Origin of the sequence: Candidatus Methylomirabilis limnetica (assembly GCF_003044035.1) — a bacterium.
In the GTDB taxonomy this organism is placed as follows: Bacteria; Methylomirabilota; Methylomirabilia; order Methylomirabilales; family Methylomirabilaceae; genus Methylomirabilis; species Methylomirabilis limnetica.
In genome coordinates this window covers 128,512-153,729 of the sequence record NZ_NVQC01000016.1, presented here as the reverse complement: position 1 = coordinate 153,729, position 25,218 = coordinate 128,512, and the positions used below count along the sequence as shown (strand labels likewise).

22 protein-coding genes are annotated in these 25,218 nt (G+C 59.6%); all 22 read right to left on the bottom strand.

The features are described from left to right. Positions 1-108: 108 nt before the first annotated feature. Positions 109-561, bottom strand: coding sequence for a PDDEXK-like family protein (locus CLG94_RS05260; RefSeq protein WP_107561804.1), 453 nt, complete (start codon positions 559-561; stop codon positions 109-111). A 172-nt stretch (positions 562-733) separates the two neighbouring features. Further along, positions 734-2,404 carry an acetate--CoA ligase gene (locus tag CLG94_RS05255; RefSeq protein WP_107561803.1) on the bottom strand — a complete coding sequence of 557 codons (1,671 nt, stop codon included), beginning with the start codon at positions 2,402-2,404 and terminating at the stop codon, positions 734-736. 97 nt (positions 2,405-2,501) lie between these two features. Further along, positions 2,502-3,200, bottom strand: a complete 699-nt coding sequence (locus tag CLG94_RS05250) for a YggS family pyridoxal phosphate-dependent enzyme (protein WP_107561802.1) — start codon at positions 3,198-3,200, stop codon at positions 2,502-2,504. A gap of 273 nt (positions 3,201-3,473) precedes the next feature. Further along, positions 3,474-4,649: a cell division protein FtsZ gene (gene ftsZ / locus CLG94_RS05245; RefSeq protein WP_107561801.1), complete on the bottom strand. Its 1,176-nt coding sequence runs from the start codon at positions 4,647-4,649 to the stop codon at positions 3,474-3,476. Positions 4,650-4,688: 39 nt separating this feature from the next. Then, positions 4,689-5,924 (bottom strand): cell division protein FtsA, encoded by a 1,236-nt coding sequence (gene ftsA / locus CLG94_RS05240; RefSeq protein WP_107561800.1) that lies wholly within the window; start codon positions 5,922-5,924, stop codon positions 4,689-4,691. Further along, the gene (locus CLG94_RS05235; RefSeq protein WP_107561799.1) at positions 5,921-6,703 is read right to left on the bottom strand and encodes a cell division protein FtsQ/DivIB; all 783 of its coding nucleotides are present in this window, start codon (positions 6,701-6,703) and stop codon (positions 5,921-5,923) included. Before CLG94_RS05235 ends, ftsA begins: the two co-directional genes overlap by 4 nt. A 76-nt stretch (positions 6,704-6,779) precedes the next feature. Next, positions 6,780-7,703: a UDP-N-acetylmuramate dehydrogenase gene (gene murB, locus CLG94_RS05230; protein ID WP_107561798.1), complete on the bottom strand. Its 924-nt coding sequence runs from the start codon at positions 7,701-7,703 to the stop codon at positions 6,780-6,782. Between the two features lie 98 nt (positions 7,704-7,801). Next, on the bottom strand, positions 7,802-9,181 hold the full coding sequence (murC, locus tag CLG94_RS05225) for a UDP-N-acetylmuramate--L-alanine ligase (protein ID WP_107561797.1): 1,380 nt from the start codon (positions 9,179-9,181) through the stop codon (positions 7,802-7,804). Beyond that, positions 9,174-10,385 (bottom strand): undecaprenyldiphospho-muramoylpentapeptide beta-N-acetylglucosaminyltransferase, encoded by a 1,212-nt coding sequence (gene murG, locus CLG94_RS05220; RefSeq protein WP_161954035.1) that lies wholly within the window; start codon positions 10,383-10,385, stop codon positions 9,174-9,176. Before murG ends, murC begins: the two co-directional genes overlap by 8 nt. Beyond that, the gene (ftsW, locus tag CLG94_RS05215; RefSeq protein ID WP_107561795.1) at positions 10,382-11,497 is read right to left on the bottom strand and encodes a putative lipid II flippase FtsW; all 1,116 of its coding nucleotides are present in this window, start codon (positions 11,495-11,497) and stop codon (positions 10,382-10,384) included. The genes murG and ftsW overlap by 4 nt, the downstream gene beginning before the upstream one ends. Continuing rightward, complete coding sequence (murD, locus tag CLG94_RS05210; protein WP_161954034.1) at positions 11,494-12,888, bottom strand: UDP-N-acetylmuramoyl-L-alanine--D-glutamate ligase; 1,395 nt, start codon at positions 12,886-12,888, stop codon at positions 11,494-11,496. The genes ftsW and murD overlap by 4 nt, the downstream gene beginning before the upstream one ends. A gap of 112 nt (positions 12,889-13,000) precedes the next feature. Beyond that, a complete protein-coding gene (mraY, locus tag CLG94_RS05205) occupies positions 13,001-14,083 on the bottom strand; it encodes a phospho-N-acetylmuramoyl-pentapeptide-transferase (protein ID WP_107561793.1) in 1,083 nt (360 codons plus the stop codon). Positions 14,084-14,162: 79 nt separating this feature from the next. After that, the gene (locus tag CLG94_RS05200) at positions 14,163-15,473 is read right to left on the bottom strand and encodes a D-alanine--D-alanine ligase family protein (protein WP_107561792.1); all 1,311 of its coding nucleotides are present in this window, start codon (positions 15,471-15,473) and stop codon (positions 14,163-14,165) included. Next, entirely contained in the window at positions 15,470-17,092 is a 1,623-nt protein-coding gene (locus CLG94_RS05195; RefSeq protein WP_161954033.1) for a Mur ligase family protein, read from the bottom strand. Before CLG94_RS05195 ends, CLG94_RS05200 begins: the two co-directional genes overlap by 4 nt. Positions 17,093-17,172: 80 nt before the next feature. Further along, positions 17,173-17,940: an alpha/beta fold hydrolase gene (locus tag CLG94_RS05190; protein ID WP_107561790.1), complete on the bottom strand. Its 768-nt coding sequence runs from the start codon at positions 17,938-17,940 to the stop codon at positions 17,173-17,175. 23 nt (positions 17,941-17,963) lie between these two features. Next, positions 17,964-19,478 (bottom strand): UDP-N-acetylmuramoyl-L-alanyl-D-glutamate--2,6-diaminopimelate ligase, encoded by a 1,515-nt coding sequence (locus CLG94_RS05185; RefSeq protein ID WP_161954032.1) that lies wholly within the window; start codon positions 19,476-19,478, stop codon positions 17,964-17,966. Further along, complete coding sequence (locus CLG94_RS05180) at positions 19,456-21,243, bottom strand: peptidoglycan D,D-transpeptidase FtsI family protein (protein WP_161954031.1); 1,788 nt, start codon at positions 21,241-21,243, stop codon at positions 19,456-19,458. Before CLG94_RS05180 ends, CLG94_RS05185 begins: the two co-directional genes overlap by 23 nt. 23 nt (positions 21,244-21,266) lie before the next feature. After that, positions 21,267-21,617, bottom strand: coding sequence for an FtsB/FtsL family cell division protein (locus CLG94_RS05175; protein ID WP_161954030.1), 351 nt, complete (start codon positions 21,615-21,617; stop codon positions 21,267-21,269). A 13-nt stretch (positions 21,618-21,630) separates the two neighbouring features. Further along, positions 21,631-22,548: a 16S rRNA (cytosine(1402)-N(4))-methyltransferase RsmH gene (gene rsmH / locus CLG94_RS05170; RefSeq protein ID WP_107561787.1), complete on the bottom strand. Its 918-nt coding sequence runs from the start codon at positions 22,546-22,548 to the stop codon at positions 21,631-21,633. 54 nt (positions 22,549-22,602) lie between these two features. Then, positions 22,603-23,052, bottom strand: coding sequence for a division/cell wall cluster transcriptional repressor MraZ (gene mraZ / locus CLG94_RS05165; RefSeq protein WP_107561786.1), 450 nt, complete (start codon positions 23,050-23,052; stop codon positions 22,603-22,605). A gap of 283 nt (positions 23,053-23,335) precedes the next feature. Continuing rightward, the gene (gene panC / locus CLG94_RS05160) at positions 23,336-24,184 is read right to left on the bottom strand and encodes a pantoate--beta-alanine ligase (RefSeq protein ID WP_107561785.1); all 849 of its coding nucleotides are present in this window, start codon (positions 24,182-24,184) and stop codon (positions 23,336-23,338) included. A 109-nt stretch (positions 24,185-24,293) separates the two neighbouring features. Beyond that, a complete protein-coding gene (panB, locus tag CLG94_RS05155; protein ID WP_107561784.1) occupies positions 24,294-25,136 on the bottom strand; it encodes a 3-methyl-2-oxobutanoate hydroxymethyltransferase in 843 nt (280 codons plus the stop codon). Positions 25,137-25,218: the final 82 nt, after the last annotated feature.

Below are 25,218 nucleotides of genomic sequence, written 5' to 3'. Positions count from 1 at the left end.
GCGCCCCCGCGGTTGCGACATGCTCGCTGTGTTGTTGGGCTACGAATGAGCCGCGCACATCAGCGATATGATTGCACGAGACAACAGGCGTGCCGGCTCCATTGTTTGTTAGCCGGACGCGCGCCGGGATCTGTCCGTCGCTCGGACGATGGCGGGCGCCAGAGCCGCCTCGATCTTGTCCCAGCGTCCAAGGAACTGTTCGTTGCGAAGGGTAGTGAGGTCAATGATGCCTCGGGTTGAGTACTGCTTGACCTTCAACCTCGCTTCCTCGGCGGTGGCGATGAAGTACGTCGGAGCATCAGGCGGTTCGTTCAAGCACACGAACACGTACATCACTCCCGGTACTACCCTGTCCTGCATGATGGGCCAGCCGACGTTCTTCCGGCGCGCGATTGCCTTGACTTGCACATTCACTGTGCGGCCATCGTGCTCAGCGAACAGGTCGATGGCCTTCGCATTACCCAAGGTCATCGCAACTGAGTATCCGCGCCGATAGAGCTCCGCAGCTACGAAGTACTCACCTGCAAGGTGGGATGAGTTTCGGTCGGGTGTAATGGCCATTCTCGTAGTTCCGGCTAACTATGCGTATACTGACCAGTCTATTACGGTCACGGAATTTCTGAAGACAGAGCGGGTTCTCTTTGCTTGCCCGCTACTTGTCAAACAGTTTTCGAACACTTCCCAGTCGACAAATACTGGTCAGCCTTGATGTGCGAATACCTGACTCGGGACACTACTCTGCCTTCGGTTTGTCCTGCTCTCGCTGACGGAGGAGCCGCCGGAGCAACTTGCCGGTGCCAGGGCCGCCGGGGCCGGTGGCACGCGGCATCCGATCCAGGAACTCTACCTCACGCGGCAGCTTGTACACGGCAAGCTTCCCCGTGCAGAACTCGATCAACTCCGCCTTGAGCCCTTCGGAAGGCTGCTGACCGGCTTTGAGCGCAACAAACGCCTTCGTTCGCTGCCCCATGACCGGGTCAGGCAGACCGACCACGCCTACGTCAGCCACGGCCGCGTGGGTCAGCAGGACATCCTCGATCTCTTCAGGGCCGATCCGGTACCCGGAACTCTTGATCAGGTCATCCTCGCGGGTGAGGAACGAGATATAGCCATCTTCGTCCACGGTCACCATATCCCCGGCGCGGCACCAACCTTCCGTCACGGCGCGCCGTTGCGCTTCTGGATCGCGCCAGTAGACGGTCCCCGTTGGACCTCTGGCCAGCAACTCGCCGGGTTCGCCAGGCCGGCAGTCCCTCCCCTCTTCGTTGACCACCCTGAGTTCGTAGCCCGGAACGGCGGGGCCGATCGATCCCGGCTTGACCTTTCTCGGCCCAGCCGAGCTGACGAATACGAACATCATCTCGGTGGTGCCGAGTCCCTCGAAGATCTCGATGCCGAACTTCGCCTTCCAGTCAAAGTAGGTCTGAGCGGTCAAGGACTCGCCGCCGCCCGTGCACAACTTGAGCGAACTGAGGTTGTAGCGCGTCCGGGCATCCGGCACCTGAAGCATCTTGCGATAGGCGGTTGGGAGGGCCGAGAGGATGGTGACCTTGTGGTTCTGGATCGTCTCGAACGCCGCCTCCGGCGTAAAGCGCGGTAACAAGGAGAGGGCTGCCACGAATCGATACGGGATGGCAGTCGCGACGGAGTAACCGGCCGCCATTGCCAGTGGAGCCGGACTGAGGAGCACGTCCTCTTCAGTTACGCGCCAGCAGTATTTGCCGAAGCTGTCAGGGACGATCAGCGCCTCTTCCATGAAGTGGACCGTCCCCTTCGGCGGCCCCGTCGTTCCGGAGGTGAAGAGGATGACCGAAACATCCAACCGATCACGCCGCACCGGATCGCACGTCGGATCGCCCCCATCAAGCAGTGCCTGATATGCCAGATAGCCCTTCCGCTCGATCTCCTCCTGCGCTCCACCGACGACAATGACATGCCTGACAGTGTGAAGCAGGGGCCGCGCCTGCTCGAACTCCTCCAGCAGTGTGGCGGCAACGATGATCGCCTTGGCCTGCGTGCTGTTGCAGATGTGCGCGATTTCGGCCCTGGAAAAGAGGACGGAGGTCGGGACGATCACCGCACCGATCTTCAGGACCGCAAAGTTTGCCACGATTGCCGGTGGGATGTTCGGCAGGCGCAATACCACCCGGTCCGTCTCCTCGATCCCCAGCCGCCTGAGCGCACTCCCTAGCCTATTGACCTGATCCAGCAGCGCCTTGTACGGGATCTGCTTGTCCTCGAAGTAGAGGGCCACTCGGTCGCCGTTCCCTGCGACAACTGTCTTATCCAGCAACTCCTCGGTGCTATTGAACCGCTGAGGGAGGTGTACGAATTCCGGGAGCGCGTAGATGCGCTGCGGCCAGAGATCTATCGGAGGCAGGTATTCGGCAGGAATCTGACCCATCTCTCCTCCTAATATGTCCTAGGGCGCCTGCTATGTCCTCTCGCAGAGCGAAGCAGGCGGATGAGACATGCTCATGGTCAACGACAATTTACGAGCCTTAAATTACGGGCCTTTCCTCAAAGATCGCCGTACCGACTCGTACCAGCGTTGCTCCCTCTTCGATGGCGATCTCGTAATCGTGGCTCATCCCCATTGAGAGGTGGCGGAGAGGATAGTCGGGGCAGGCCTTAGCCGCCTGATCTCGTAACCACCGGAGCTTCCGAAAGAAAGGACGGACTTCCTGAGGATTCCTGCGGAATGGTGGGATCGCCATCAGGCCTTCGACAGCCAGATGCGTAAACTGCCGGCAGGCTTGGAGCAAAGGCAAGAGGTCAGTTTCAATGATGCCGGACTTACTGGGCTCTCCCTCCAGGTTTACCTCTACGAGAACCCGTACCTGCTTCCGTAAAGATGCCCCCTGCCGGTCCAGAGCGGCAGCAAGCCTCAAAGAGTCGAGCGAATGGATCAGATCAAACATCTCGGCAGCAGAGCGACTCTTATTCGTCTGTAAATGACCGATCAGATGCCATGTGACCGGGAGCGAGCTCAGGAGGGCAATCTTCTCCGAAGCCTCTTGAACCCTATTCTCGCCCAGCAGTATCGCACCAGCATCAACCGCCTCTCGGATAAGGGGAACCGACACGGTCTTGGTGACGGCAACCAGCTCCACCTCATCAGGGTCCCGACCGGCGCGGCGGGCCGCCTCGGCCATCCGACGCCTTACCTGCTCAACCCGATCTCTCACCCGTTCCGCCAAGCTTACCCTTCTTCACCCCCGCCCCTACGCGCACCGCCGTAAGGCGTGATCCGGATGGCTATTCGCCCGGAGCTCCGCAATCCCCTCAAACCGTAACAGCCGACGACAGTTCGGACAGACATTCTCCGATCCGCCGATCGGCAACAAGCAGTGTGGACAGGTCACCGTCAAACTGCCTGAACATAGAAGTAGCCTGAACAGTATGCTAAGTCGCCTCATTGACGCATCCTCCCTTCCATGGCTCGCATCGAGGAAGAGCTTTTCCGGGAATGGTTAATCGGCTTGGCGCCGCAAAAAGGTCGGGATGTCCAGCTCGTCCTCATTAAGGTCCTGGGGTCTGAGCTCCAGATCGCGGAGATTAAATTGATCATCGGAGGTCTCATGCCCAACCGCCCCGCGCTTCCTAAGGAAACCTCCACGCTCCGCTGCTCTGGATGCGTACATCTTCATTTCGACCATATTTGAGGACCCATCCTCTCTCACCGCGGTAGTGGCCTCGAACCCGGTGGCAATCACCGTCACACAGACTTCATCGTTGAGCGATTCGTCGATCACCGCTCCGAAAATGATGTTAGCATCTTGATGGGCCGCCATAGAGATCGTAGAGCTGGCCTCGTTCACCTCGTACAATGAGAGCGTCGGACCGCCGGTGATGTTAATGAGGACGCCCCTGGCGCCATCGATTGAAATATTTTCCAGGAGCGGGCTGTTAATAGCTCTTGCGGCAGCTTCGGAGGCTGCGCTCTCCCCTGACGCAACTCCGATGCCCATCATCGCAATCCCACGCTGCGCCATAATGGTCTTGACATCGGCAAAGTCCAGGTTGATCAGACCCGGCACCACAATGAGGTCTGCAATCCCTTGCACCGCCTGGCGCAATACATCGTCGGCAATCTTAAAAGCATCGGTCAGCGAGGTCTGTCGCTCCACCACCTGTAGCAGCCGCTGGTTCGGGATAGTGATCAAGGCATCGACGCTCTCGCACAGCGCAGCAAGTCCCCGGGCTGCTTGAACCTCTCTGGTCTTGCCCTCGAAGCCGAATGGCTTGGTCACTACCCCAACTGTCAGGATGCCCAACTCTTTGGCGAGATTCGCGATGATAGGCGCGGCGCCGGTTCCTGTCCCGCCACCCATACCAGCGGTGATAAACACCATGTCAGCGCCTTCCAAGAGGGCTCGGATCTTGTCGGTATCCTCAAGCGCCGCTTGTCGCCCGATCTCCGGATTCGCCCCTGCTCCACGACCCCCAGTGACGTTGGCGCCGATCTGAAGCTTGGCGCCCACGGAAGACATCCTGAGCGCTTGCGTGTCAGTGTTGACTATAAAGAAATCAACCCCGGTAAAATTCGATGTCGACATCCGATTTACCGCATTGGATCCCCCGCCCCCAACTCCGATCACCTTGATCTTGGCCGCGTGCTCGGCATCGATCTCCAGCGCAAATGGCATTTCCACCTCCCCCCGAAAGCGGTTATTGGATGTTGGAACTTACAGAAAATCGCTAAACCACTGCCTCATCCGCTTGATGATCTTGTCCACCAGGCTTTGTTCTGATGGCCTGCTAAACCGATGCTGGTTAAGATGCGCCGCGCCGTACAGCACCAGGCCCACGCCGGTTGCATGCATCGGTGAGCTTACCACTTCCTTCAAGCCGCCAACGCCAGACGGTATCCCCAGCCGCACCGGCAGGTCGAAGATCTGTTCGGCTAGCTCCGGCACACCCGTCATCGCCGAGGATCCACCAGTGACCACAACCCCGGCGGCTATCTGTTGCATCAGCCCGGCTCGTTTCACTTCCTGACTTGCATATGTGAGGATCTCCACCATTCTTGGCTGAACGATCTCGCACAACATCTGCCGCGAGAGCAGACGAGGCTTACGGCCGCCAACGCTCGGGACCTCCACCGCATCCTCACCCACCACGAGAGAGGCCAGGGCGCAACCGTACTGGCGCTTGATCTGCTCGGCACACTGGGGAGGGGTCCTGAGTCCAATGGCAATGTCATGGGTCAGATGGTCGCCGCCCAGCGGCAGCACCGCAGTGTGGCGGATGCTCCCATCCACGAAGACAGCGATATCAGTGGTCCCGCCGCCGATATCTATCAGGATCACTCCCAACTCTTTTTCATCTGCGGTCAGCGTCGCTTCACTGGAGGCCAGCGGCTGCAACACGATATCCCGCACCTCCAGCCCAGCCCTGGTCGCGCACTTGATGATATTTTCTGCCGAGGCGACGGCTCCCGTCACGATATGGATCTCGGCCTCGAGCCGAGATCCGCTCATTCCAACCGGTTCCTTCACCCCCCCCTGATCGTCGATAATGAACTCTTGCGGGATGACGTGGATCACTCGGCGATCGGCAGGCAGCGTGATGGCCTTGGCCGCCTCAATGACCCGATCCACATCGCTCTGAGTGATCTCCTGGTTCTTACCGGAGATAGCGATGACCCCCCGGCTATTAATCCCCTTGATGTGGCCTCCGGCGATCCCCACAAATGCGGAATCCAGGGCGACTCCTGCCATCGCCTCCGCTGCCTCGACTGCTTGCTTGATCGACTCAACGGTCACATCGATGTTGACGACGATGCCCTTCTTCAGGCCCCGCGATGGACTGATCCCGCATCCGACGATTTCGACCCCGTTCTCCGTCACTTCAGCGACGATGACGCAGATCTTGGTCGTGCCGATGTCGAGCCCTATCACGAGCTCGCCCCTTCGGGTCATGCGCCCTCCTTCGGAAGCGGCTTCACGATGACCTTATCGGAGAATCTGAGATCGACATATTCCAACTCGCGCAGGGTGGTCCCGCGCATCTCAAGCGCCCGCGCCAACCGATCCAACTGCTGCTGCAAGCCATCCTTCTCTCCGAAACGCAGGTATGGCAACCCGTGGTCCAGTAAAACGGTGTAGCTCCCATCGCCCTCCAATTGAATCTCTCTCACCTGCACATCCGGTCCTAAGGCGCCCTGATGAAACCGCTGCCATAGATAAATCCCCTGTTCGATGCGAGCGGGATCGATCCGCCCCCCCGTCTCGAGTGGGTGATCGGCGTGGAGCTTCAACATCGGGAGGTCGGACATCTCCGCGGGTGAAGCCTCCTGCAGGATGAGCCCATCCTCACTGACGAGGTAGGGACGATCTACCGCCACAACTGCGGATGGCGCGCGCTCCGACACGTGAACCAGTAGGGTTGCTGGAAGACGTCTGCTCACCCTGGCCGTTTTGATCCAGGGATTGCGTAGAATGGCCGCCGCCACCTCCTTCAAATCGACCTGGAGGATGCCAGCATGGGCGGGCAGGGCCAAGCTATCGATAATCGCCGCTGTAGGCACTTGTCTGTTTCCTTCAACGATGAGATCGCTAATCAGAAAATAGCGCATGGGCGTAGTGCGTGGAACCTGCTGCCAAACCAGCCATCCAAGCACGACCAGCAGCACAGAGAGGATGGTTGCGTTCGCACCCCACCTGAGGCGCGAATCAATCCTTCGGCCCTTGCGAGTCACGTCCTTCCGCCACCATCCTGATCTCGCCGGTACCAATCTCAGGAAGCGCCGATTTGGGCGAAATCCAACACCCTCATCAACTCGCGGTGGGCGATCCGACGACCTGGATCTCCAGTTCAAGCTCCACTCCTGTCTTGACCATCACTAGGGCTCTGGCTCGCTCGATTAGCCATAACACATCTGCCGCCGTAGCCCCGCCGAGATTCACGATAAAGTTACCGTGTTTCTCAGAGATCTGGGCTCCTCCTCGCCGCAGTCCCTTTAGCCCCGCCTGCTCTACCAGACGCCCCGCGAAGTCCCCCGGAGGGTTCTTGAAGAAACAACCGGCGGACCTGACCTCCACAGGTTGCGTCAGATTCCTCCTCGCCAGCAACGTCGAGATCGTCCCCCTGATCTCTGCCGCCCTTCCCCTCCGAAGCGTGAAACAGGCCTCAACGATCGCTGAACCTGCCGGAATGGTACAGTGTCTGTAAACCGGGCCGAGCTCCTCCCGCGTAAGATGTTGCTCCTCGCCTAAGCCGTCCACAAGGCGAATCCAGTCAAGATGATCGACGATGGCGCCTAATGGCGTCCCGGCATTCCCCTTGATCGCCCCTCCGACGGTTCCCGGCACACCTGACAGCCCTTCGAGACCGGTCAAGCTGCTCATTGCAGAGAAGGCCAGCAGACGGCTTGTCCGCACACTGGCCCCACACCTGATCTGTTCGCCGGAGACCTCAAGCTCCAGGAAGGTTCGTGAGAGGTTGATGACCAGACCCCTGACCCCTCCATCTAACACCAGCACGTTACTTCCACCACCGAGGATCAGGAGAGGAATCGCCTCGTCCCGCGCCACCTTGAGTAAGGCTTTCAGATCTTCAAGGCCAGCAGGGTAGACCATCGCCTCGGCTGGGCCGCCGATCCGGAAGTAGGTGTGCAGGGAGAGCGGCTCTTCAGTGAGGATCGTTCCCTTGATCACGCCTCGAAGCCGTTCCGACAACTTGAGCTGCCCCGCCGCCATCTCCTGTACCCTCATAGTTAGGGTATAGGGTTTAGGGTGTAGGGTATAAACCTCAGCATCAGTGCTTTTCCTAAACCCTATACCCTCCACCCTCTACCCTATACCCTTTCTTGCAGTCGGCCGACAATCTGCTCGCTGGCCTTCCAGATGTCTCCCGCGCCCATAGTGATGACCAGGTCGCCAGGACGGGCCAGATCAACGACCCGATCCGGGATCTCCTCCTTGCGTTCCACGTACAGGACCTTTGGCCCTCTCCGGCTGGCAATCACGTCCGCAAGCTGTCTGCCGGAGACGCCGACAATCGGCGCCTCTCCCGCCGGGTAGATCTCGGTGATGATCACCTGATCGGCCAGATCGAAAGCGGAAGCAAACTCGGGGAGGAGCCTGAAGGTCCTGGTATAACGATGCGGCTGGAAGACGGCGATCAGTCGCCGCTCAAATCCAGCCCTGGCCGCCTGTAGCGTGGCCTGGATCTCTGCCGGGTGATGGGCGTAGTCGTCCACCACCATGATGTCCTGAGGACTCCCCCTCACCTGGAAGCGCCGAGCGACACCGGAGAACTCCCCGAGCGCCGTCCGGATCTCGGCAAATTCGATCTCCAGCTCGAGGCCTACTGCTATCGCTGCCAACGCATTCGACACATTGTGCAACCCGGGAACCCTGAGTTGCACCTCCCCCAGAGGCTCTCCCCTGAACCTCACCTTGAAGATGGAGCTGAGTCCGGTGAGCGAGACCCCCTCTGCCGTCAAATCAGCCCGCGCGTTACAGGCATACGAGACAATGCGTTTCTGCACCCTGGGCAACAGGTCTCGGATCTCTTCTTGATCGAGACACAGAATAGCGGAGCCGTAGAAGGGGACTTTATTGATGAATTCGAGGAACGTCTCCTTGATCTGTTGCAGGTCGCGGTAGTAATCGAGGTGCTCGGCGTCGATGGTGGTCACCACAGCGATGGTGGGAGCCAGCTTGAGAAAAGAGCCGTCGCTCTCATCGGCCTCCGCGACCATGAACTCGCCCTGCCCGAGCTTCGCATTGCTGCCAAGCGCATCCAGCTTGCCCCCGATGACCACGGTAGGGTCAAGGCCAGCCTTGGCCAGGACCGTGGCCACCATGGAGGTTGTCGTGGTCTTCCCATGGGTGCCGGCAACGGCCACGCCATACTTCTTCATCCGCATCAGCTCGGCCAGCATCTCAGCCCGCTGAATGACCGGGATAGCATGGACCTTCGCCGCGACAATCTCGGGATTCTCTGGAGAGACCGCCGAGGAGCGGACCACGACGTCGGCATCCATTACATGGGCGGGATCGTGGCCGATCTGTACGGTCACACCCAACTCCCGGAGACGAAGGGCATGCTCTGACACCTTCAGGTCGGAGCCGCTAACCTGATAGCCAAGATTGTAGAGAACTTCGGCAATCCCGCTCATCCCGACTCCCCCAATCCCTACGAAGTGGATGTGCCGGATCTTCTTAAACATCGCTGCAGTTTCCAGTTTCGAGTTTTGGGTTTCGAGTTTTGGGTTTCGGATCTCCAACGTGGAACCTGGCATGTGAAACCTGGAACCCGACGTAGAACTTGGCGCCTGGCGCCTGGCACGCAGTCAGCGTCACGAGATCGGCTAAGCGGATCGCCGCGTCCGGCTTCTCTAAGCTCTTCGCCCTGTGTGCCATGACCTCAAGTCCCTCTCTGTCGCGAAGAAACGTCCGTATGATCTCGGCTACCGTGGCACCACTTAGATCGTGGTCCAGCACCATCCGGGCTCCGCCGGAGGCGACCAGCGCTTCAGCATTGTAGCGCTGGTGATCGTTAGCAGCAAAGGGGAACGGAACGAGTACCGACGGCTTCCCCAGGGCGCAGAGCTCTGCCACCGTGCCGGCGCCGGCCCGACAGAAACAGAGGTCGGCGATGGCATACGCCACGGCCATCGCCTGAAAGAACGGCTCTACCGCCGCGGAATATCCAAGAGCGTCATACCCTTGCCGGACAAGAGAAAGGTCGCGCGGACCCGTGGCATGGATGAACTGGATCCGCTCTCGCTCGTCTGTAAGCTTAGGGAGCGCCTCCATAACCGCCTGGTTCAGCCGGTGAGCCCCCTGGCTGCCACCGAAGATCAGAAGGGTGAATCGATTTGGATCGAGACCCAAGCGGGTCGCTGCCTCTGCCCTGCTCACGCCGAAGAGCTCCGCTCGGACTGGATTACCGGTCACCCGCACCTTACTCTTGGGGAAAAAATCAGATGCCTCTTCGAAGGCAACCGCGACGCTATCAACGATCCTCCCCAACCATCGATTGGCAAGCCCTGGCAAGGCGTTCTGTTCATGGATCACGGTCGGGACCCTCGCAAGCACTCCCGACAGTACCATGGCAGCCGAGGCGTAGCCACCAAACCCAACCACAACATCGGGACGGAACCGTCTAAGGATCGATAGAGCCCGGATGAGGCCTGAGGGGATCAGCGTGAGGCTCCTAAGCCGCGACAGGAGGCGCTTGCCCTGTAGGCCGGAAGCCCTGATCCCTTCGAAGTCCCAACCTCTCGTAGCCAGCAAAGATGCCTCAATTCCTCCCTCGACGCCAACAAATAGGAGCGACACGTCTGTCCTTCTTGACCTGAGCTCCTCGGCTAACGCAATGGCAGGAAAGAGGTGACCGCCAGTCCCACCTCCTGTAATGATGGCCTTCACGCGAGTCGTCCTCTCGCCGCCTGGTAACGGGAGATGCTGAGCAGGATCCCGATACCTAAACAGGTGGTGATCAGGGATGTGCCACCGAAGCTGACCAACGGCAAAGGCAAACCCGTAATGGGTAGCAGTCCGACAACCACCCCAAAGTTGATGACGGCCTGTGTAACGATGCTAAAGGTAATTCCCATCGCCACATAGGCGCCGAACAGATCAGGCGCCCGGAGTGCGATCCGGGTCCCGCGCCACAGGATAATACCGAAGAGGAAGACCACCAGCAGAGCCCCCACGAAACCTGTCTCCTCCCCGACGACGGCAAAGATGAACTCGGTGTGGGACTCGGGCAGATAACCCAGTTTCCCAAAGCTGTCGCCGAGCCCCCGCCCCAGAAGTCCCCCCGATCCCGATGCGGTGATTGACTGGTGGATCTGATGCGCTGCTTGGGATGAGGCGTGATTAGGGTCCAACAGCGTCATCACTCGCGTTCTGGCATACGGCTGCGCCATGACGAACATGGAGGCAAGCGTCACGACCACGAGAACAATAATGCTCAGGTGACTGAGACGGACGCCTGCCACAAAACACAGCGCCAAGACTGCACACATCAGGACCGCCGCCATCCCAATGTGGGGCTGAAACACAATCAGGCCGCAAACGAGTCCGGCAAGGCTCAGCGGTTTGAGGAAGCGTTTGGTGAAGTTCTCCTCCCGATCGGCGCTTCTGGCGAGGATCCTGGCCATGAGTAGAACGATGGAGAGCCTGGCAAGCTCGGAAGGTTGAAAGGAGACCCCGAACAGCCGGAGCCACCGCTGTGCGCTGTTGACCTTGACCCCGATTGACGGGATCAGCACCAGGGAGAGAAGGCACAGCGAGACTAAGAACAACAGGGGCGCATACCGCTGAAATGTCCGGTAGTCGCGGTACATGGCCCAGACCATGACCGCGATCCCGATCACGGCCCAGAGGATCTGCTTCTTCAGGAAAAAGAATGGATCGCCGTATTTATCCTGGGCCTTGATGGCGCTCGCGCTATAGACCATGACGATACCAATCAAGACCAGCACCAGCGAGACACCGTATAGCAGCCTATCGTAGGAGGGGCGCTTAGCGATCATGCTTGCCCTGGTATACTGTAAGCGGGGGGCAGAAGCTCCCGTACCGCCGCCTTGAACACGCGTCCTCGCTCTTCGAAATCAGTAAACATATCGAAGCTGGCGCAAGCCGGCGAAAGCAGCACAACCTCTCCTGGTGATGCGGCGGCTGCGGCGCGCCGAACGGCCTCCTCGAGACTGGACGCATCCTCCGTCGGACACGCGGGGGCCAGCGTTCGCCGCAGCGTCTCAGCGGCTTCACCGATCAGGATCAGCCGCTTGACCCGCTCGCGGACCAGGGGGATGAGCGGCGCGAAATCGCCATGCTTGTCCCTGCCGCCGGCGATGAGCACAACGGGGTTCGTAAAACTCTCCAGCGATCGGACAACCGCCCCAACATTGGTCCCTTTGGAGTCGTTGACGTAGCGAACGCCGTCGATCTCCGCGACAAACTCCAGACGATGTTCCAGCCCTTCGAAACTGGTGAGCGCTATCCGGATCGCTGTTGTGGGGGCGCCGGCTACCGCCGCCGCGAGGCCGGCAGCCAGGGCGTTCTCCAGGTTATGTACCCCCTGGATCTGGAGTTCGGACACCCGGCAGATGGCCTCTCGCCTCCCGTCAAGGGCCAGCATGAGCTGATCGCCTTCAACATACGCCCCTGTATCGAGCGGCCTGGTCCGGCTGAATGCGATCCTCCGTCCTCGGGCCCGTGCTGACACCTGAAGAACCAGCGGATCGTCCGCATTGATGACGGCAAAGTCGGACGGCCGTTGATTCTCGAAGATGCGAGCCTTGGCCTGGTAATAGTCTTCGACCTGATCGTAGCGATCAAGATGATCAGGAGCGAGATTCAGCAGTAACGCCACGCGCGGCCTGAACTCTTCGATCGTTTCCAATTGAAAGCTCGATAGCTCCACGACCACACACTCACCCGCCGCGAGGGAAGGCGCCACTCGGCAGAGGGGGGTACCGATGTTGCCGGCCACATGCGAAGGCATGCCGGCGTGCTTCAGAATTGCGCCGAGAAGGGTCGTGGTGGTGCTCTTACCGTTGGTCCCGGTGATCCCGATGAATGTGGCTTCACTGTACCGGTAGGCCAGTTCGACCTCACCGATGAGCGGGATGCCCACCTCACGAACCCGCTGAAACAGCGGCTCACGCAGATCGATCCCCGGACTTACCACGACGAGATCGGCCGAGAGCAAGGAGTGCAGGTACTGCTCGCCCAGCTCAAGACTGACCCCGTCCTGCTCCAGGCTGCAGAGGTCAGCGCCGATCTCACGCTTACCCCTGCGGTCGGTGCCGATGACCGTGGCGCCCTGTTTGAGCAATAGGCGGCAGGCCGCCTCCCCGGATCGCGCCAACCCAACGACCACCACCCGTTTACCGGCCAGATCCAGCATGGTTACCACCATGCAGTTCCGGGTTCCGGGTTCCAGGTTTCGAGTAAGCCAAACTCGTAACGTGAAACCTGACATGTGGCACTCGAAACTCGAAACTCGAAGCTCGAAACCTTTCTCAACGCCTTCACCTCAACTTCAACGTGGTGAGCGAGAGCAGGGCAAGGATAAAGGAGACGATCCAGAACCGGACAATGATCTTCGGCTCCGCCATCCCGTTCAGCTCGTAGTGGTGATGGAGGGGCGCCATCCTGAAAACTCGTCGGCCGGTAGTCCGGTAGGAGAAGACCTGCATGATCACCGAGATGGCCTCTGCCACGAATACCCCCCCGACGATGAGCAGGAGCAACTCGCTCTTGACCAGAACAGCGAGCGTAGCCAAGGCGGCCCCAAGCGCCAAAGAGCCGGTGTCGCCCATAAAGAGCTGCGCGGGGTACGCGTTGTACCAGAGGAATCCCAGGCTGGCCCCGACGATGGCACCGCCAAAAACGGTGAGCTCAGAGCTCCCTCTCACAAAGATCACCTGCAGGTAGTGAGCGATGCTGGCATGCCCTGCAATGTACGCCAGGACCGTATACGCCGCAGCGGTCATCAAGATCGGGCCGATAGCCAATCCATCGAGGCCGTCGGTCAGATTCACCGCATTAGATGTGCCAACAATGACCAGCGCCACGAACAGGACATAGCCCCAGCCCAGATCGGGCATCCAGTCCTTGAGAAAGGGGATAGTCAGCTTCGTCGTAAATGGATCAACCGGGTTGATGTACAGGAAGAGTCCAATGAGTAGGCTGGGAATCACCTGCCACAACAGTTTTGTTCTGACCGAGAGTCCCTTGCTATTCTTGGACACCACCTTCAGGTAGTCGTCGATGAACCCCACCGCCCCCATCCAGACCGTGCAAAACAGGGCAAGCCAGACGAACCGGTTGGTCAGATTCGCCCAGAGCAGCGTGGCGATGAGCACAGAGGCCAGGATCAGGAGCCCACCCATCGTAGGCGTCCCGGCCTTCTGCAGATGCCCCGCTGGCCCGTCGTCCCTGATGCTTTGACCGATCTGCAACTCCTGAAGCTTGCGGATCAGCGCAGGTCCCAACAGCAAACTGATCAGCAGCGCGGTCAGGATGGCCCCGGCCGTACGGAAGGTCACGTACCGGAAGACGTTTAAGACAGCGTAGCTTTGATGCAATGGGAAAAGCAGGTGATACAGCATAAAACCTCATTAGAGGGTTTAGGAGTTCCACGTCTCGATCCTCCCCTAGACCCTACACCCTTTACCCTATACCCTGCTCCTATTTGCCCGGCGTCACCAGATGCCGCCGATCCACCAACGCCCTGCCCTCTGTCGATTTGAAATGGGTTGAGCGCTTTTCTCGATGGGCCTCAAGCGCCAATTCCACCAGACGAATAACAAGCTCCGCAGGCTTCACCCCGCTTCCCTCCCAGAGGGTAAAGGAAAGCGACCCCGGCATGGTATTGACCTCATTGACGTACGGCTTCATCGCGGCCGAGTCGATAAGAAAATCGACCCGGGAGATCCCGCGCGAGTCGATCGCCTTAAAGGCTGCTGCTGCCATGGAGCGTATCTCGTCTGCAAGGGTCTTTGGAATCCTGGCGGGAATGATGCTCGGCGCGAGATCCGCGCTTCCCGGCTGTGTGTCCTCCGGGTACTTGTCGCGGTAGCCCACAACCTCGCCCGAGTTGATGATCTCTTCACATTCCGAGACGGTCAACGCGTGATTGCCCAGGACGCCGCATTGCACCTCGATCCGCTGTTCAACAGCCCGCTCTATCAGCACGCGGGAGCTGAAGCGCATTGCGAGCTTCGCCAAGCTCAGCGCTTCGCCCGCATTATGAGCCATACCTATGCCAACGCTGGAACCGGCCACGGCAGGCTTGACTACCACCGGGTAGCTCAACCTGCGCTCAATCCCCTTCGCAACGGCCGCCTCATCCTCCAACAGCTCGCGTCTGGTGATACCGACCCCCTCAACAACAGGAAGGCCTGCGCCCTGAAAGATGAGCTTGGAGATAATCTTATCCATTCCTATGGCCGAGGCGGTGACCCCAGCCCCCACATACGGCAGATCGGCCAATTCACACAGACCCTGAATCGTTCCATCCTCGCCATGCGTCCCATGAATGACCGGGAAGGCGACGTCGATTGTGGGGTGGAGCTGTTTGCGAAGCCAGCCTTTTCGCTCCTGCTGCGGCACCAACGTGCCGACCGATGGGTCCGGCGCCAGAAAGAGCGGATCAACCCCCGTCGCGCTCTGGCCCCGGTCCAGGTTGTCAAGCAGGGGTATGTATCGATCCCGATTCAACCGCAGCTTTTCCGCGTCGAGCTTCGATCGCTCAGCCGTTCCCGCCACAACGCTTCGTTCCGCCAGCTTTCGTATCTCGGCATCGACCGTCAACAGATCCCGAACCGCCTCGCCGGTAAGCCATGTGCCCTCTGCCGTAATAAAGATCGGCAGCGTCTCGAACTGGTCCTGCAATGAGAGCAGGACCTCATAGATCTTACTGGCGGTCATGATCGAAATCTCTCGTTCCACCGAGCGACTTCCGAAGATCAGCCCTATGCGTCTGGCGGCGCCACTCATGCGAGCTCCAGGTACGTATCAGGCAGTCGATTCTCGTACAGCAGGACATCGCCCTCTCGGACGATCGCCTTGAGGTGGTCAGTCACTTCACCGCTGTGCCGGGCCACCAGGATCCGGCTATCGGCAAACCCACCCTCGCGAAGCCCTTCACGCAGCGGTAGTGTCTGCTGTGGCCCGACCAACAGGACGTAATCGCAGACCGCAGCGGCAGCTCGGCCAAACCGGCGGTTCTCCTCCGCCTCGATCTGGCCTAACTCCACCAAGCCCGGCGTGATCAGGATCTTCGAGCCCCCCTTAAACTGGCTGAGGACCTCCAGGGCCATCTGGGCCCCAAGCGGATTGGCGTTGGCCACATCGATCAGCTTGATGACCCCACCCTCTTCGCGAAGCTCCAGGCGCTTGGGCGCCGGCGTAAGAGACTTCACCCCGTCGGCAATCTCCTCCAGGGGTACACCGCACTCTAAGGCAGCAGCCGTCGCCCCCAGGATATTGGCAATGTTCCAGCCCCCGAGCAGCTTGGTCTCGAACATGGCCGCGCCATACCCGGTCTCCACGCGAAAGGCCGAGCCATGGCTGGAGAGCTTGACGTCTTTCCCCCGAACGTCCAGATCCCGTTCGTCATCACCGACCCCGTACAAGATCACGCGTCGACCTTCCCGCCTCGCGCGTTCGGCCAATCGCAGAGCGCCTGGATCGTCAGCGTTCACGATCGCTAAGCCATCCGGTGGAAGCGAATCGATCAGCTCATACTTCGCCTCGGCGATCCGTTCCGGCGTGCCGAACCGCTCGAGGTGCTGGACCCCAACCGCCGTGAGGATACCGATCCGGGGCCGCAGGATCTCGCACACCTCCTTGATCTCGCCGGGGCCGTAGGCCGCCACCTCGACGACGAAAAACTGGTGATCGTCCCGAAGCGCCTCGCGGACAACCCGAACGATACCCATGGTGGAGTTGACCCCGTCAGGCGTCTTAAAGACCGAGTAGCGCTTCTGAAGCAACGTCGCGGCGATGAACTTCGTCGTCGTCTTTCCATAGCTTCCAGTGATCCCGACGACCTCCCCGGGATACTGACGCATGCGCACTTTAGCCTGCGCATAGAAGCGTTGATTGACCGCCTGCTCCAGTGGAGCGAGGCTCAGGTTTGCCACGAGGACCGTGCCCGCCGCAATCTCGGACATCACAAGCAGGCCGGTAGCCAAGCCTATACCGACAAGGAGGGCGAGAGGGGCCACCATGAGTCTGGACAGTAAGAGTACAGTCAACCCGGAGGTTACAAGCATGGCCACCACCGCAAGGAGGAACGTGACTGCTACTAAGCGTACCGTTCGAGATGTCCACTGCAGTTGCTGACTGACCTGCAGCGAGGACCACCGGGATCTCAGCCACATACCGGCGGCCAGCCAGATAATGTAAAACGTGCCTGTCCCGGCATGCCTTAAGCCGGGAAAAACAGGGAGAGGTAACAACGCAAGGAGAATTCCGGCCCCTAAGACCGCCACCTGAACGAGGGCCCCTCGGCCGTTCAGAACCAGGCCCCAGTGCCTGGCGATCCAACCACGCAGGCGCGCACTGTTGTAACGCTCCAGCTGGGCAAGGTATATCAGATCCAGATGGCGCATTATAACGACCGCCATATATGGCAAAAGACCAGTGACGGCCCGGCCTGCGAGTGAAGGTCCAAGTACCACACCCGACCGCATCACTGGCTGTCCTGGCACAAGAACTCCCTTACCAACCGGCCAAAACGGTCCGGGCTGTCAACAAACGGGAAATGGCCGGCCCCTTCGAACACCTCCAACCGCGAGCCCTGTATCCCGCGCGCCATAATCTCCATCGAGGAGAACGGCACCTCCTGATCCCGGTCTCCCCAGATAATCAGTGTAGGCGTACGAACAGACGACAAGATCCCCCGGAGGTCTTCGCTCACGACCTTGACCAGCGTAGCGCGTAGTGCTCCGGCGTTCCGATAGTCCCGCGACCCCATCCGCTGATAGAGTTCGGCAATCACTCGCTCGCCCAGCCTACCCCACATAGGCAGCGAAAACACCTGCTTCGCCAGCTTCGCGGCTCCAACCTTCATGCGGAACAGAGGCCCTCGTCTCGGGCGGATCCCTGCGCTGGCCACCAAAACAAGACTCTTGACCCTATCGGGCCACTTGGCAGCCAGGGCCAGCGCGATTCGGCCTCCAAATGAATGGCCGACCAGACTGGCCACCGAGATGTTGAGGCGATCCATAAATGCCTCGACATAGGAGGCATACTCCCATGTCCCCCACACCGTAGCAGCCGATGGCGTCCAGCCAAAACCAGGTAGATCGAGGGCGTACACCCGAAATCGATCCTCCAGAGCCTTGGCGACTGTACCCAGGGACTCGGCTGAGGTACCCCACCCATGAAGGAGAACTATCGGCCTCCCCTCTCCCCACACGGTAAAATGGGTGTCCAGGTCACCGACACGTATCAGCACACCACCACCAAATACCCTTCACCCTATACCCTGTCTTCACGGTTGAACCCCAGCTCGCGAAGCGCCTCTCTGACCACCTGTCGGTCATCAAAGGGAATCGTGCGATCGTGAAGAATCTGATAGGCCTCATGCCCTTTCCCCGCGATCACCACCATGTCACCTTGTCCCGCCAGCGAGAGAGCCTCACGAATGGCCATTGCCCGGTCTAAAATTGTAACATAGCCCTTTCCCTGACCCCATACCTTTTTCGCCCCAGCCTCGACCTCCTCGATGATCTGATGAGGGTCCTCACTGCGGGGATTGTCGGAGGTGATCACAGTAAAGTCGGCTAACTGCAGAGCCGCTTCTCCCATAATTTGACGCTTCCCCCGATCTCGATCTCCCCCGCACCCGAACAGGACAATCAGGCGTCCCGGACAGCACTGCCGTGCCATATGAAGGACGCGTCGCAGGGCGTCAGGGGTGTGCGCATAATCGACGATCACCCTGAACTCCTGTCCCCCCTCTACTCGCTCACACCGACCCGGGACGTGGTGGAGTGCGGCAATCCCGTCTGCCACCGCTGACAGATCCACGCCGAGATGTAACCCTGTAGCAGCGGCTGCCAGGATGTTGGACAGGTTATAGCCCCCCAGTAACGGAGAGTGAATCGCCGTCGTCCCCCACGGGGTGTGCAGTTGGCACCGAACTCCATCCGGTCCCATATCGATATCGGTGGCCGACAGGTCCGCCGGCCGTTGCACGCTGTAGGTGTAGCGTCTCACACGCGTCGCCCCGAGAAAGAGGTCAGCAGCCGGATCATCCATATTGATGACCGCCGCCTTTTCCGTCGCTTTCGTTGACCCGACACCTAGCCCCTCAAACAGAGAAAGCTTTGCGCTTCGGTACGCCTCCATGGTGCCATGAAAGTCCAGGTGGTCCTGTGTCAGATTCGTGAACACGGCCACGTCAAACTCGCAGTCATCAACGCGATGCAGGGCCAGGGCGTGGGACGAGACCTCCATGACGACGCTGTCAGTGCCCAGATGCGCCATCCGATTGAGAAGCGCTTGCAGATCGTAGGACTCCGGTGTCGTCCGCGCCGCCTCTATCTCTACCCCGTTGCAGCGATACCCGATAGTCCCGATCAGCCCGACCTGATGTCCTGCGCGTCGCAGCACCGACTCGATCAGGTAGGTGGTGGTCGTCTTGCCGTTAGTCCCTGTCACCCCCACCATGGCGAGCTTATGCGAGGGATGACCATAGAATCGACACGCGACCATGGCAAGGCTCTGCCGGGCATTGGCTACCCTTACCACCGTCCCACCCCGTAGTGCACCCTCCGGCAGGTCGCTTCGCTCCACCAGGGCTGCAACGGCACCCGCGGCCCATGCGGCTTGGAGGAAGTCGTGGCCATCCCGCCTGAACCCACTGATGCACACGAATAGATCCCCGGGTCTCACATGTCTGGAATCGTATCGGACATCATGGACCTCTACATCGACAGACCCGTGGAGAACCTGGTACTCGGTCCCCTCAATTAAGGCGAAAAGTTGCACTGCGAATCCCTTCTGCCACCCGGAGCCGCTCTCGGGTGCCCGGAGTAATCCCGAGATGTTTCAGGGAATCACGAGCGATCTCCCGGAACGTCGGCGCTGCAATCGATCCACCCCAACGGAGCGTGCTCGGATCGTCGATGATCACGATGATAGCCAGCCGAGGTTGCTCGACCGGGACAAACCCGACAAATGACGCCACCACCTTATGCTGAGAGTAACGACCGGTGGCTGGTTCCAGCTTCTGAGAGGTCCCGGTCTTCCCTGCTACATCGAATCCCTCTACGGCCGCTTCCTTTCCCGTCCCTTCCGTTACCACCCCTTTGAGGACAGTCGCGAGGGTTCTCGATGTGGCTTCCGAGATCACTCGCCTGACCTGCACGGGCGCGTTCTCGACGATAACTTTGCCATCCGCCGCGACGATTGACTTCGCCACGTAGGGACGAACCAGGATGCCACCGTTCGCAATCGCGCTCATCGCCACCAGCATTTGCAGGGGACTCACGGAGATCTCCATCCCAATGGAGAGCGAGGCGAGCGAGAGGGCCGACCACTCCTTCGGACGCCGGACCAAGCCTGGCGTTTCTCCTGGCAGATCGATATTGGTGAGATTTCCAAATCCGAATCCGCTGATGTAATTGTAGTAGAGGCTCTTGCCCAGCCGCATGCCGACCTTGATAGCCCCCACATTGCTCGAGTGAGCCAGTACCTCAGAAAATGTCATGATCCCAAACCGTTCATGATCCCGAATGGTGACCCCGCCCACCGTGATGGCGCCTCCATCTCCGTCGAACTGATCTTCGGGTCGCACGAGTTTCTCCTCCAGGGCGCCGGCGCCCACGATGGCCTTAAAGGCCGACCCCGGCGCATAGTAATCCACCACCGCCCGATTCCGGCGAGCGAAAGCCACCGCCTCAGTATACGCATTGGGATCAAACGTGGGGTAGTTGGCAAGTGCTAGGATTTCGCCGCTGAAAGGATCCATCACAATGGCACTGCCACTGAGGGCGCCGGATTTGGTCACCGCGGCTTCCAGCTCCCGCTCAGTGATATACTGGACCACCTCATCAATCGTCAGGTGTAGATCTGAACCCTGCGCCTCACCTGCTTCCTCTCTGAAGATCGGTCGACGCCTGGCATCCTGTTGTTGTGCAAGCCACTTACGCTTACCGGCCAGGTAGGTATCGTACTGCAGCTCAAGTCCTTCCAGCCCGCGATCGTCTGTCCCTACAAACCCCAACAGGTGGGCCGCCTGTTGCTGTTTTGGATAAAATCGCTTACTCTCCGTGTCAGATTCGATCCCCTTCAGCATGAGACGCGCAACAGCCTGCGCTTCCTCCGTGGAGACTGATCGCTTGATCCAGACAAACGGCTTCTCCGTTTGGAGTCGCTCAAGGATCTTCTCGGCAGGTAGGCTGAGCGCGGCAGACAGGGCTGCGGCGGCACGTTTCGGGTTCACCACTTGGGACGGCCGAGCGCCAATTGAGGAAGCCCCAATGCTAATGGCCAGATCCCGACCATTACGATCGTAAATCGTTCCGCGCCTGGAGACCGATGAAATCCGGTCCGAGGACTGCCGCTTGGCGGCCTCTACGAGATCCGCGTATTGATACACCTGGAGAGAAAAGAGCCGGCCGGAAATGATCGTGAGGGCTGCAGCAAGCGAGCAGAACAGCACGATCACGCGACGCCGTAACCGGCCGAGCTTCGCTGGCGCGGGCGTGGCCTCTCCTTTTTTGGACGATCTCTCGCGAGTACGACGCTGCATCGGCATACCACATCTTCCAAAGACTACTCGAGTACGATCACTTGACCTGGCTTAGGGCTAATGAGTCCAAGCTGACCGCGGGCGATCTCCTCCACGCGGCGGAGCGACTTGAGCCTGGCGACCTCAAGACGCAGCTCTTTCTGCTGTCGAATGAGGTCAGCGCGCTCCCCCGCGAGGCCTTCTACCTGGTACCCGAGTCGAACTACCTGAATAGGCTGCCACACGTAACACAGGACCCCGAAAAGGACGAGACTACCTAACAGCAGCGACGGGAGCTGATCGAACCCTCGAATCTGATCAACCCGCGGTTTCAGTAAACTGCCCACCCGATCTCGTCCAACCGACGTCAACGCGGCGATACCTTGCTCTCTCACCTCATCCCCTCCTCTAGCACCGTTCCGCAGCCCGAAGCTTTGCGCTGCGGGCACGAAGATTGACTTCAATCTCCCGCTCCGTTGCGATAACCGGCCGTTTGGTTAGAAGATGGACGCGCGGCGGATCCGAACGCGCCCACCCCCGAAACGTTTCCTTCACAATCCGATCCTCGAGCGAATGAAAACTGATGATACAGATCCTTCCTCCAGTAGCGAGCAGCCCGATGGCATCCTGCAGGCCACGGCGAAGCCCGGCCAACTCATCGTTCACGGCAATACGTAACGCCTGGAAGGTTCGTGTCGCGACATGGATCCGGCGCGGCCAGGCACGCCTTGGTACCGCCGCAGCCACCAGACGCGCGAGTTGAGCGGTGGAGGTCAGTGGCTGCTCCCGCCGGTCTTGGACGATCCGCGCCGCTATCCGCCTCGCCCAACGCTCCTCGCTGTAGTCCTGCAGGACCCTCTCGATTTCGCGCTCCGAGAGCTTGGCCAGCAGCTCTGCCGCTGATATCCCATCTCCATGACGATCCATCCGCATATCCAGTGGCCCGTCCCTCATGAAGCTGAATCCTCTGGAGGCATCGTCAAGTTGAAAGGATGAAAAGCCCAGATCAAACAAGATGCCATCGAAAGGGCCCCATCCATTCTCGGCGGCGATGGCACCCAGCATGGCGAAGTCACCCTGGAACAACTCGACTCGATCTCCGAACTGCCTGAGGCGCTCCTTGGCCAAGACCAAGGTCTCGGCATCACGATCAAGCCCGTATAGATGACCAGTCGGCGCACTCTCGATCAGGAGGGCTTCCGCGTGTCCTCCCAATCCCACGGTCGCATCCAGGTAGCGACCACCAGCATGCGGCCGCAGGGCATCCAACGTCTCAGTAAGTAAGACCGGGACGTGCAGTTCCCCAATGGCCACGCCAGCCCCCATACCCTGCACCCTGTACCCCGAACCCCCCGCACCCGCGGGGGCAGGCCTTTGCACCTATACCCGGATCCCGAGTTCCGCCAGCTTGCTCGCGTAATCCTCAGGGTCCCGCTCCTGCGCGCAAAAGGACGCCCAGCGATCTCTATTCCAGATTTCGATCTTGTCCAATACCCCAACAATCACTACATCCCGGCGCAGATCCGCCTTTTCTCTGAGTTGCGGAGGAATCAGAATTCGCCCCTGGCTGTCAACAGTCGACTCGACCGCACGGGCCGAGATGAGGCGAGCGTATTCCCGGAACTTTTTATCCGAGTTTCCCTTACTCAGGAGATTCTGCTCGATCTGCTGCCAGGTTTTGATCGGGTAGGCTGCGATGCAGGCGTCAAAGAGGAGATCGACCAGGACAAGCTCACGCTCTCGTCGTCGCTTGAGAATCTCGCGATATCTGGCCGGGATGCTGAGCCGCCCTTTGTCGTCAATGGCGTGTTCGAAGCTTCCGCGAAACATGGGCTCACACCGCTTTTCTATGGCGCTTTATACCACTATATCCCACTTCATCCCACCATGTCGCATACAATAGTGAAGCGCGTTGGCCCTGTCAAGAGAAATATGCAGGCAAGATGCAGCTTTCAGCGGTCGGTTTTCAGCCGCTTGCTAGACAAGTGCGGAAGAGCAGGTTCTGGACCTGGAGATCACCAGAAAGCAGGTAGTTGTGATGCGGAATCCTTTGGGTGTGTTGCCGAAATCCGACGGCTGATAGCTAAAGGCTGGCGGGCGGGCAGGACAACCGTCAGGGAAGCGTAATCAGGAGATTGTCGATGAGACGCGTCTCACCGAATCGCACGGCGATAGCGGCCAGCATGGGGCCTTCGATTTGATCGAGCGGCTTCAGTGTCTCAGGATCACAGAGGGCTACATAATCGATCCGCGCTAGCGGCTCAGTCTCGATCATGGTTCGCATCTCATCGAGTAGAAGCTTGGTGTTCCGCTCTCCTGCCTCGACCCGCTCTTCCGTGAGCCTGAGGGACGCATAGAGGACACATGCCGCCTGTCGCTCCTCAGGCGTCAACCGAACGTTTCGGGAACTCATCGCGAGGCCGTCAGCCTCCCGGATCGTCGGTAAGAGGACGATCTCGAGGTCCAAATTGAGGTCGTCCACCAGGCGCCGAACCACCGCCGATTGCTGGTAGTCCTTCTGCCCGAAATAGGCCCGGTGCGGCCTGACAAGATTGAACAGCTTCGTGACGATCGTCGTCACGCCACGAAAGTGCCCAGGACGGGAAGCGCCGCACAACCCATCGGTGATCTCGGTCACGTCGACGTACGTCTGGAAGCCATCCGGATAGATCGCCTCTGCGGACGGCGTGAACACCAGATCAACCCCTGCCCTCTCCGCCTGGGCCAGATCGTCCTGCAGATCCCGCGGATAGCTATCGAAATCCTCGCCCCGCGCGAACTGGATCGGATTGACGAAGATGCTTACGATGACGACATCGTTTTCTGCGCGCGCTCTCCGCATGAGCGACAGGTGCCCCTCGTGAAAGGCGCCCATCGTGGGTACGAGTCCAATGGTCTTCCCTTCGCGCCGAAGCGACTCACATCGGCGGCCGATCGCAGACGGCTCATGAATATTCTGCACTGCGCCCCCTCACTCTTTCAGTCTCCCGGAACCTTGCCCCCACACAGGTTTTACTTCGTGCGGGCTCAGCAAGCAGCGCCCCTACATTCTCCCAGAGACCTCGTACCTCTCACAGATCCAGCAGCGCTCTCTCGGTCTCCTGGTCGATCGAGTATGTGTGTGCGGCATCAGGAAATCGGCATTCGATCACCTCTTCCCGGAAGCGGCTCACCGCATCGCTGATCACCTTGGCGAGATCAGCGTACTGCTTCGTGAACTTCGGAACGAAACGATCGAAGAGCCCAAGCAGGTCATGGATGACCAGAACCTGACCATCGCAATCTGGACCGGCACCGATCCCGATGGTGGGAATAGTCAACCGCTTAGTGATCACCCGGGCGAGTACGCCGGGAATCGCCTCAAGCACGATCGCAAAAGCTCCCGCCTTTTCAAGCGCCATGGCATCCTCAAGGATGCGGCGTGCGTCGTCGCGCCCTCGCCCCTGAACCTTCAAGCCTTCCTGCAGTACGGCCGTTTGTGGGGTAAGCCCGACGTGCCCCATAACCGGAATCCCCGCGTCCACGATCGCTCTCACGCATGGGAGGGAGGGCCAGCCGCGCTCGACCTTGACGGCGTGAGCCAGACCCTCCTTCACGAACCGCCCGGCGTTTCTGACCGCCTCTGCTGGTTCAGCCTCGTACGACATGAACGGCATGTCAGCAATCACCATGGATCGCTTCACAGCGCGAGTGACCGCCTTGGTCATCATGAGCATCTCGTCCATGGTAACCGGAATTGTGGTCTCGTACCCCAGAACGGTCATCCCCCCGGAGTCACCTACCAGAATCAGATCGATCCCGGCGCGATCCACAAGCAGGGCCATCGGGTAGTCATACGCCGTCAGCATAGTAATCTTTCGCCCTTTTCGCTTCATCTCCTGCAGGGTGACCGTCCTGACCGTCTGACTAGTCATGATCGGTCGTAACTACTCAGGTAGATAGGCTGAAGGCTGAAGGCTTTTAGTGGTAAGTCATGCGTAATCATACAAAACTCCG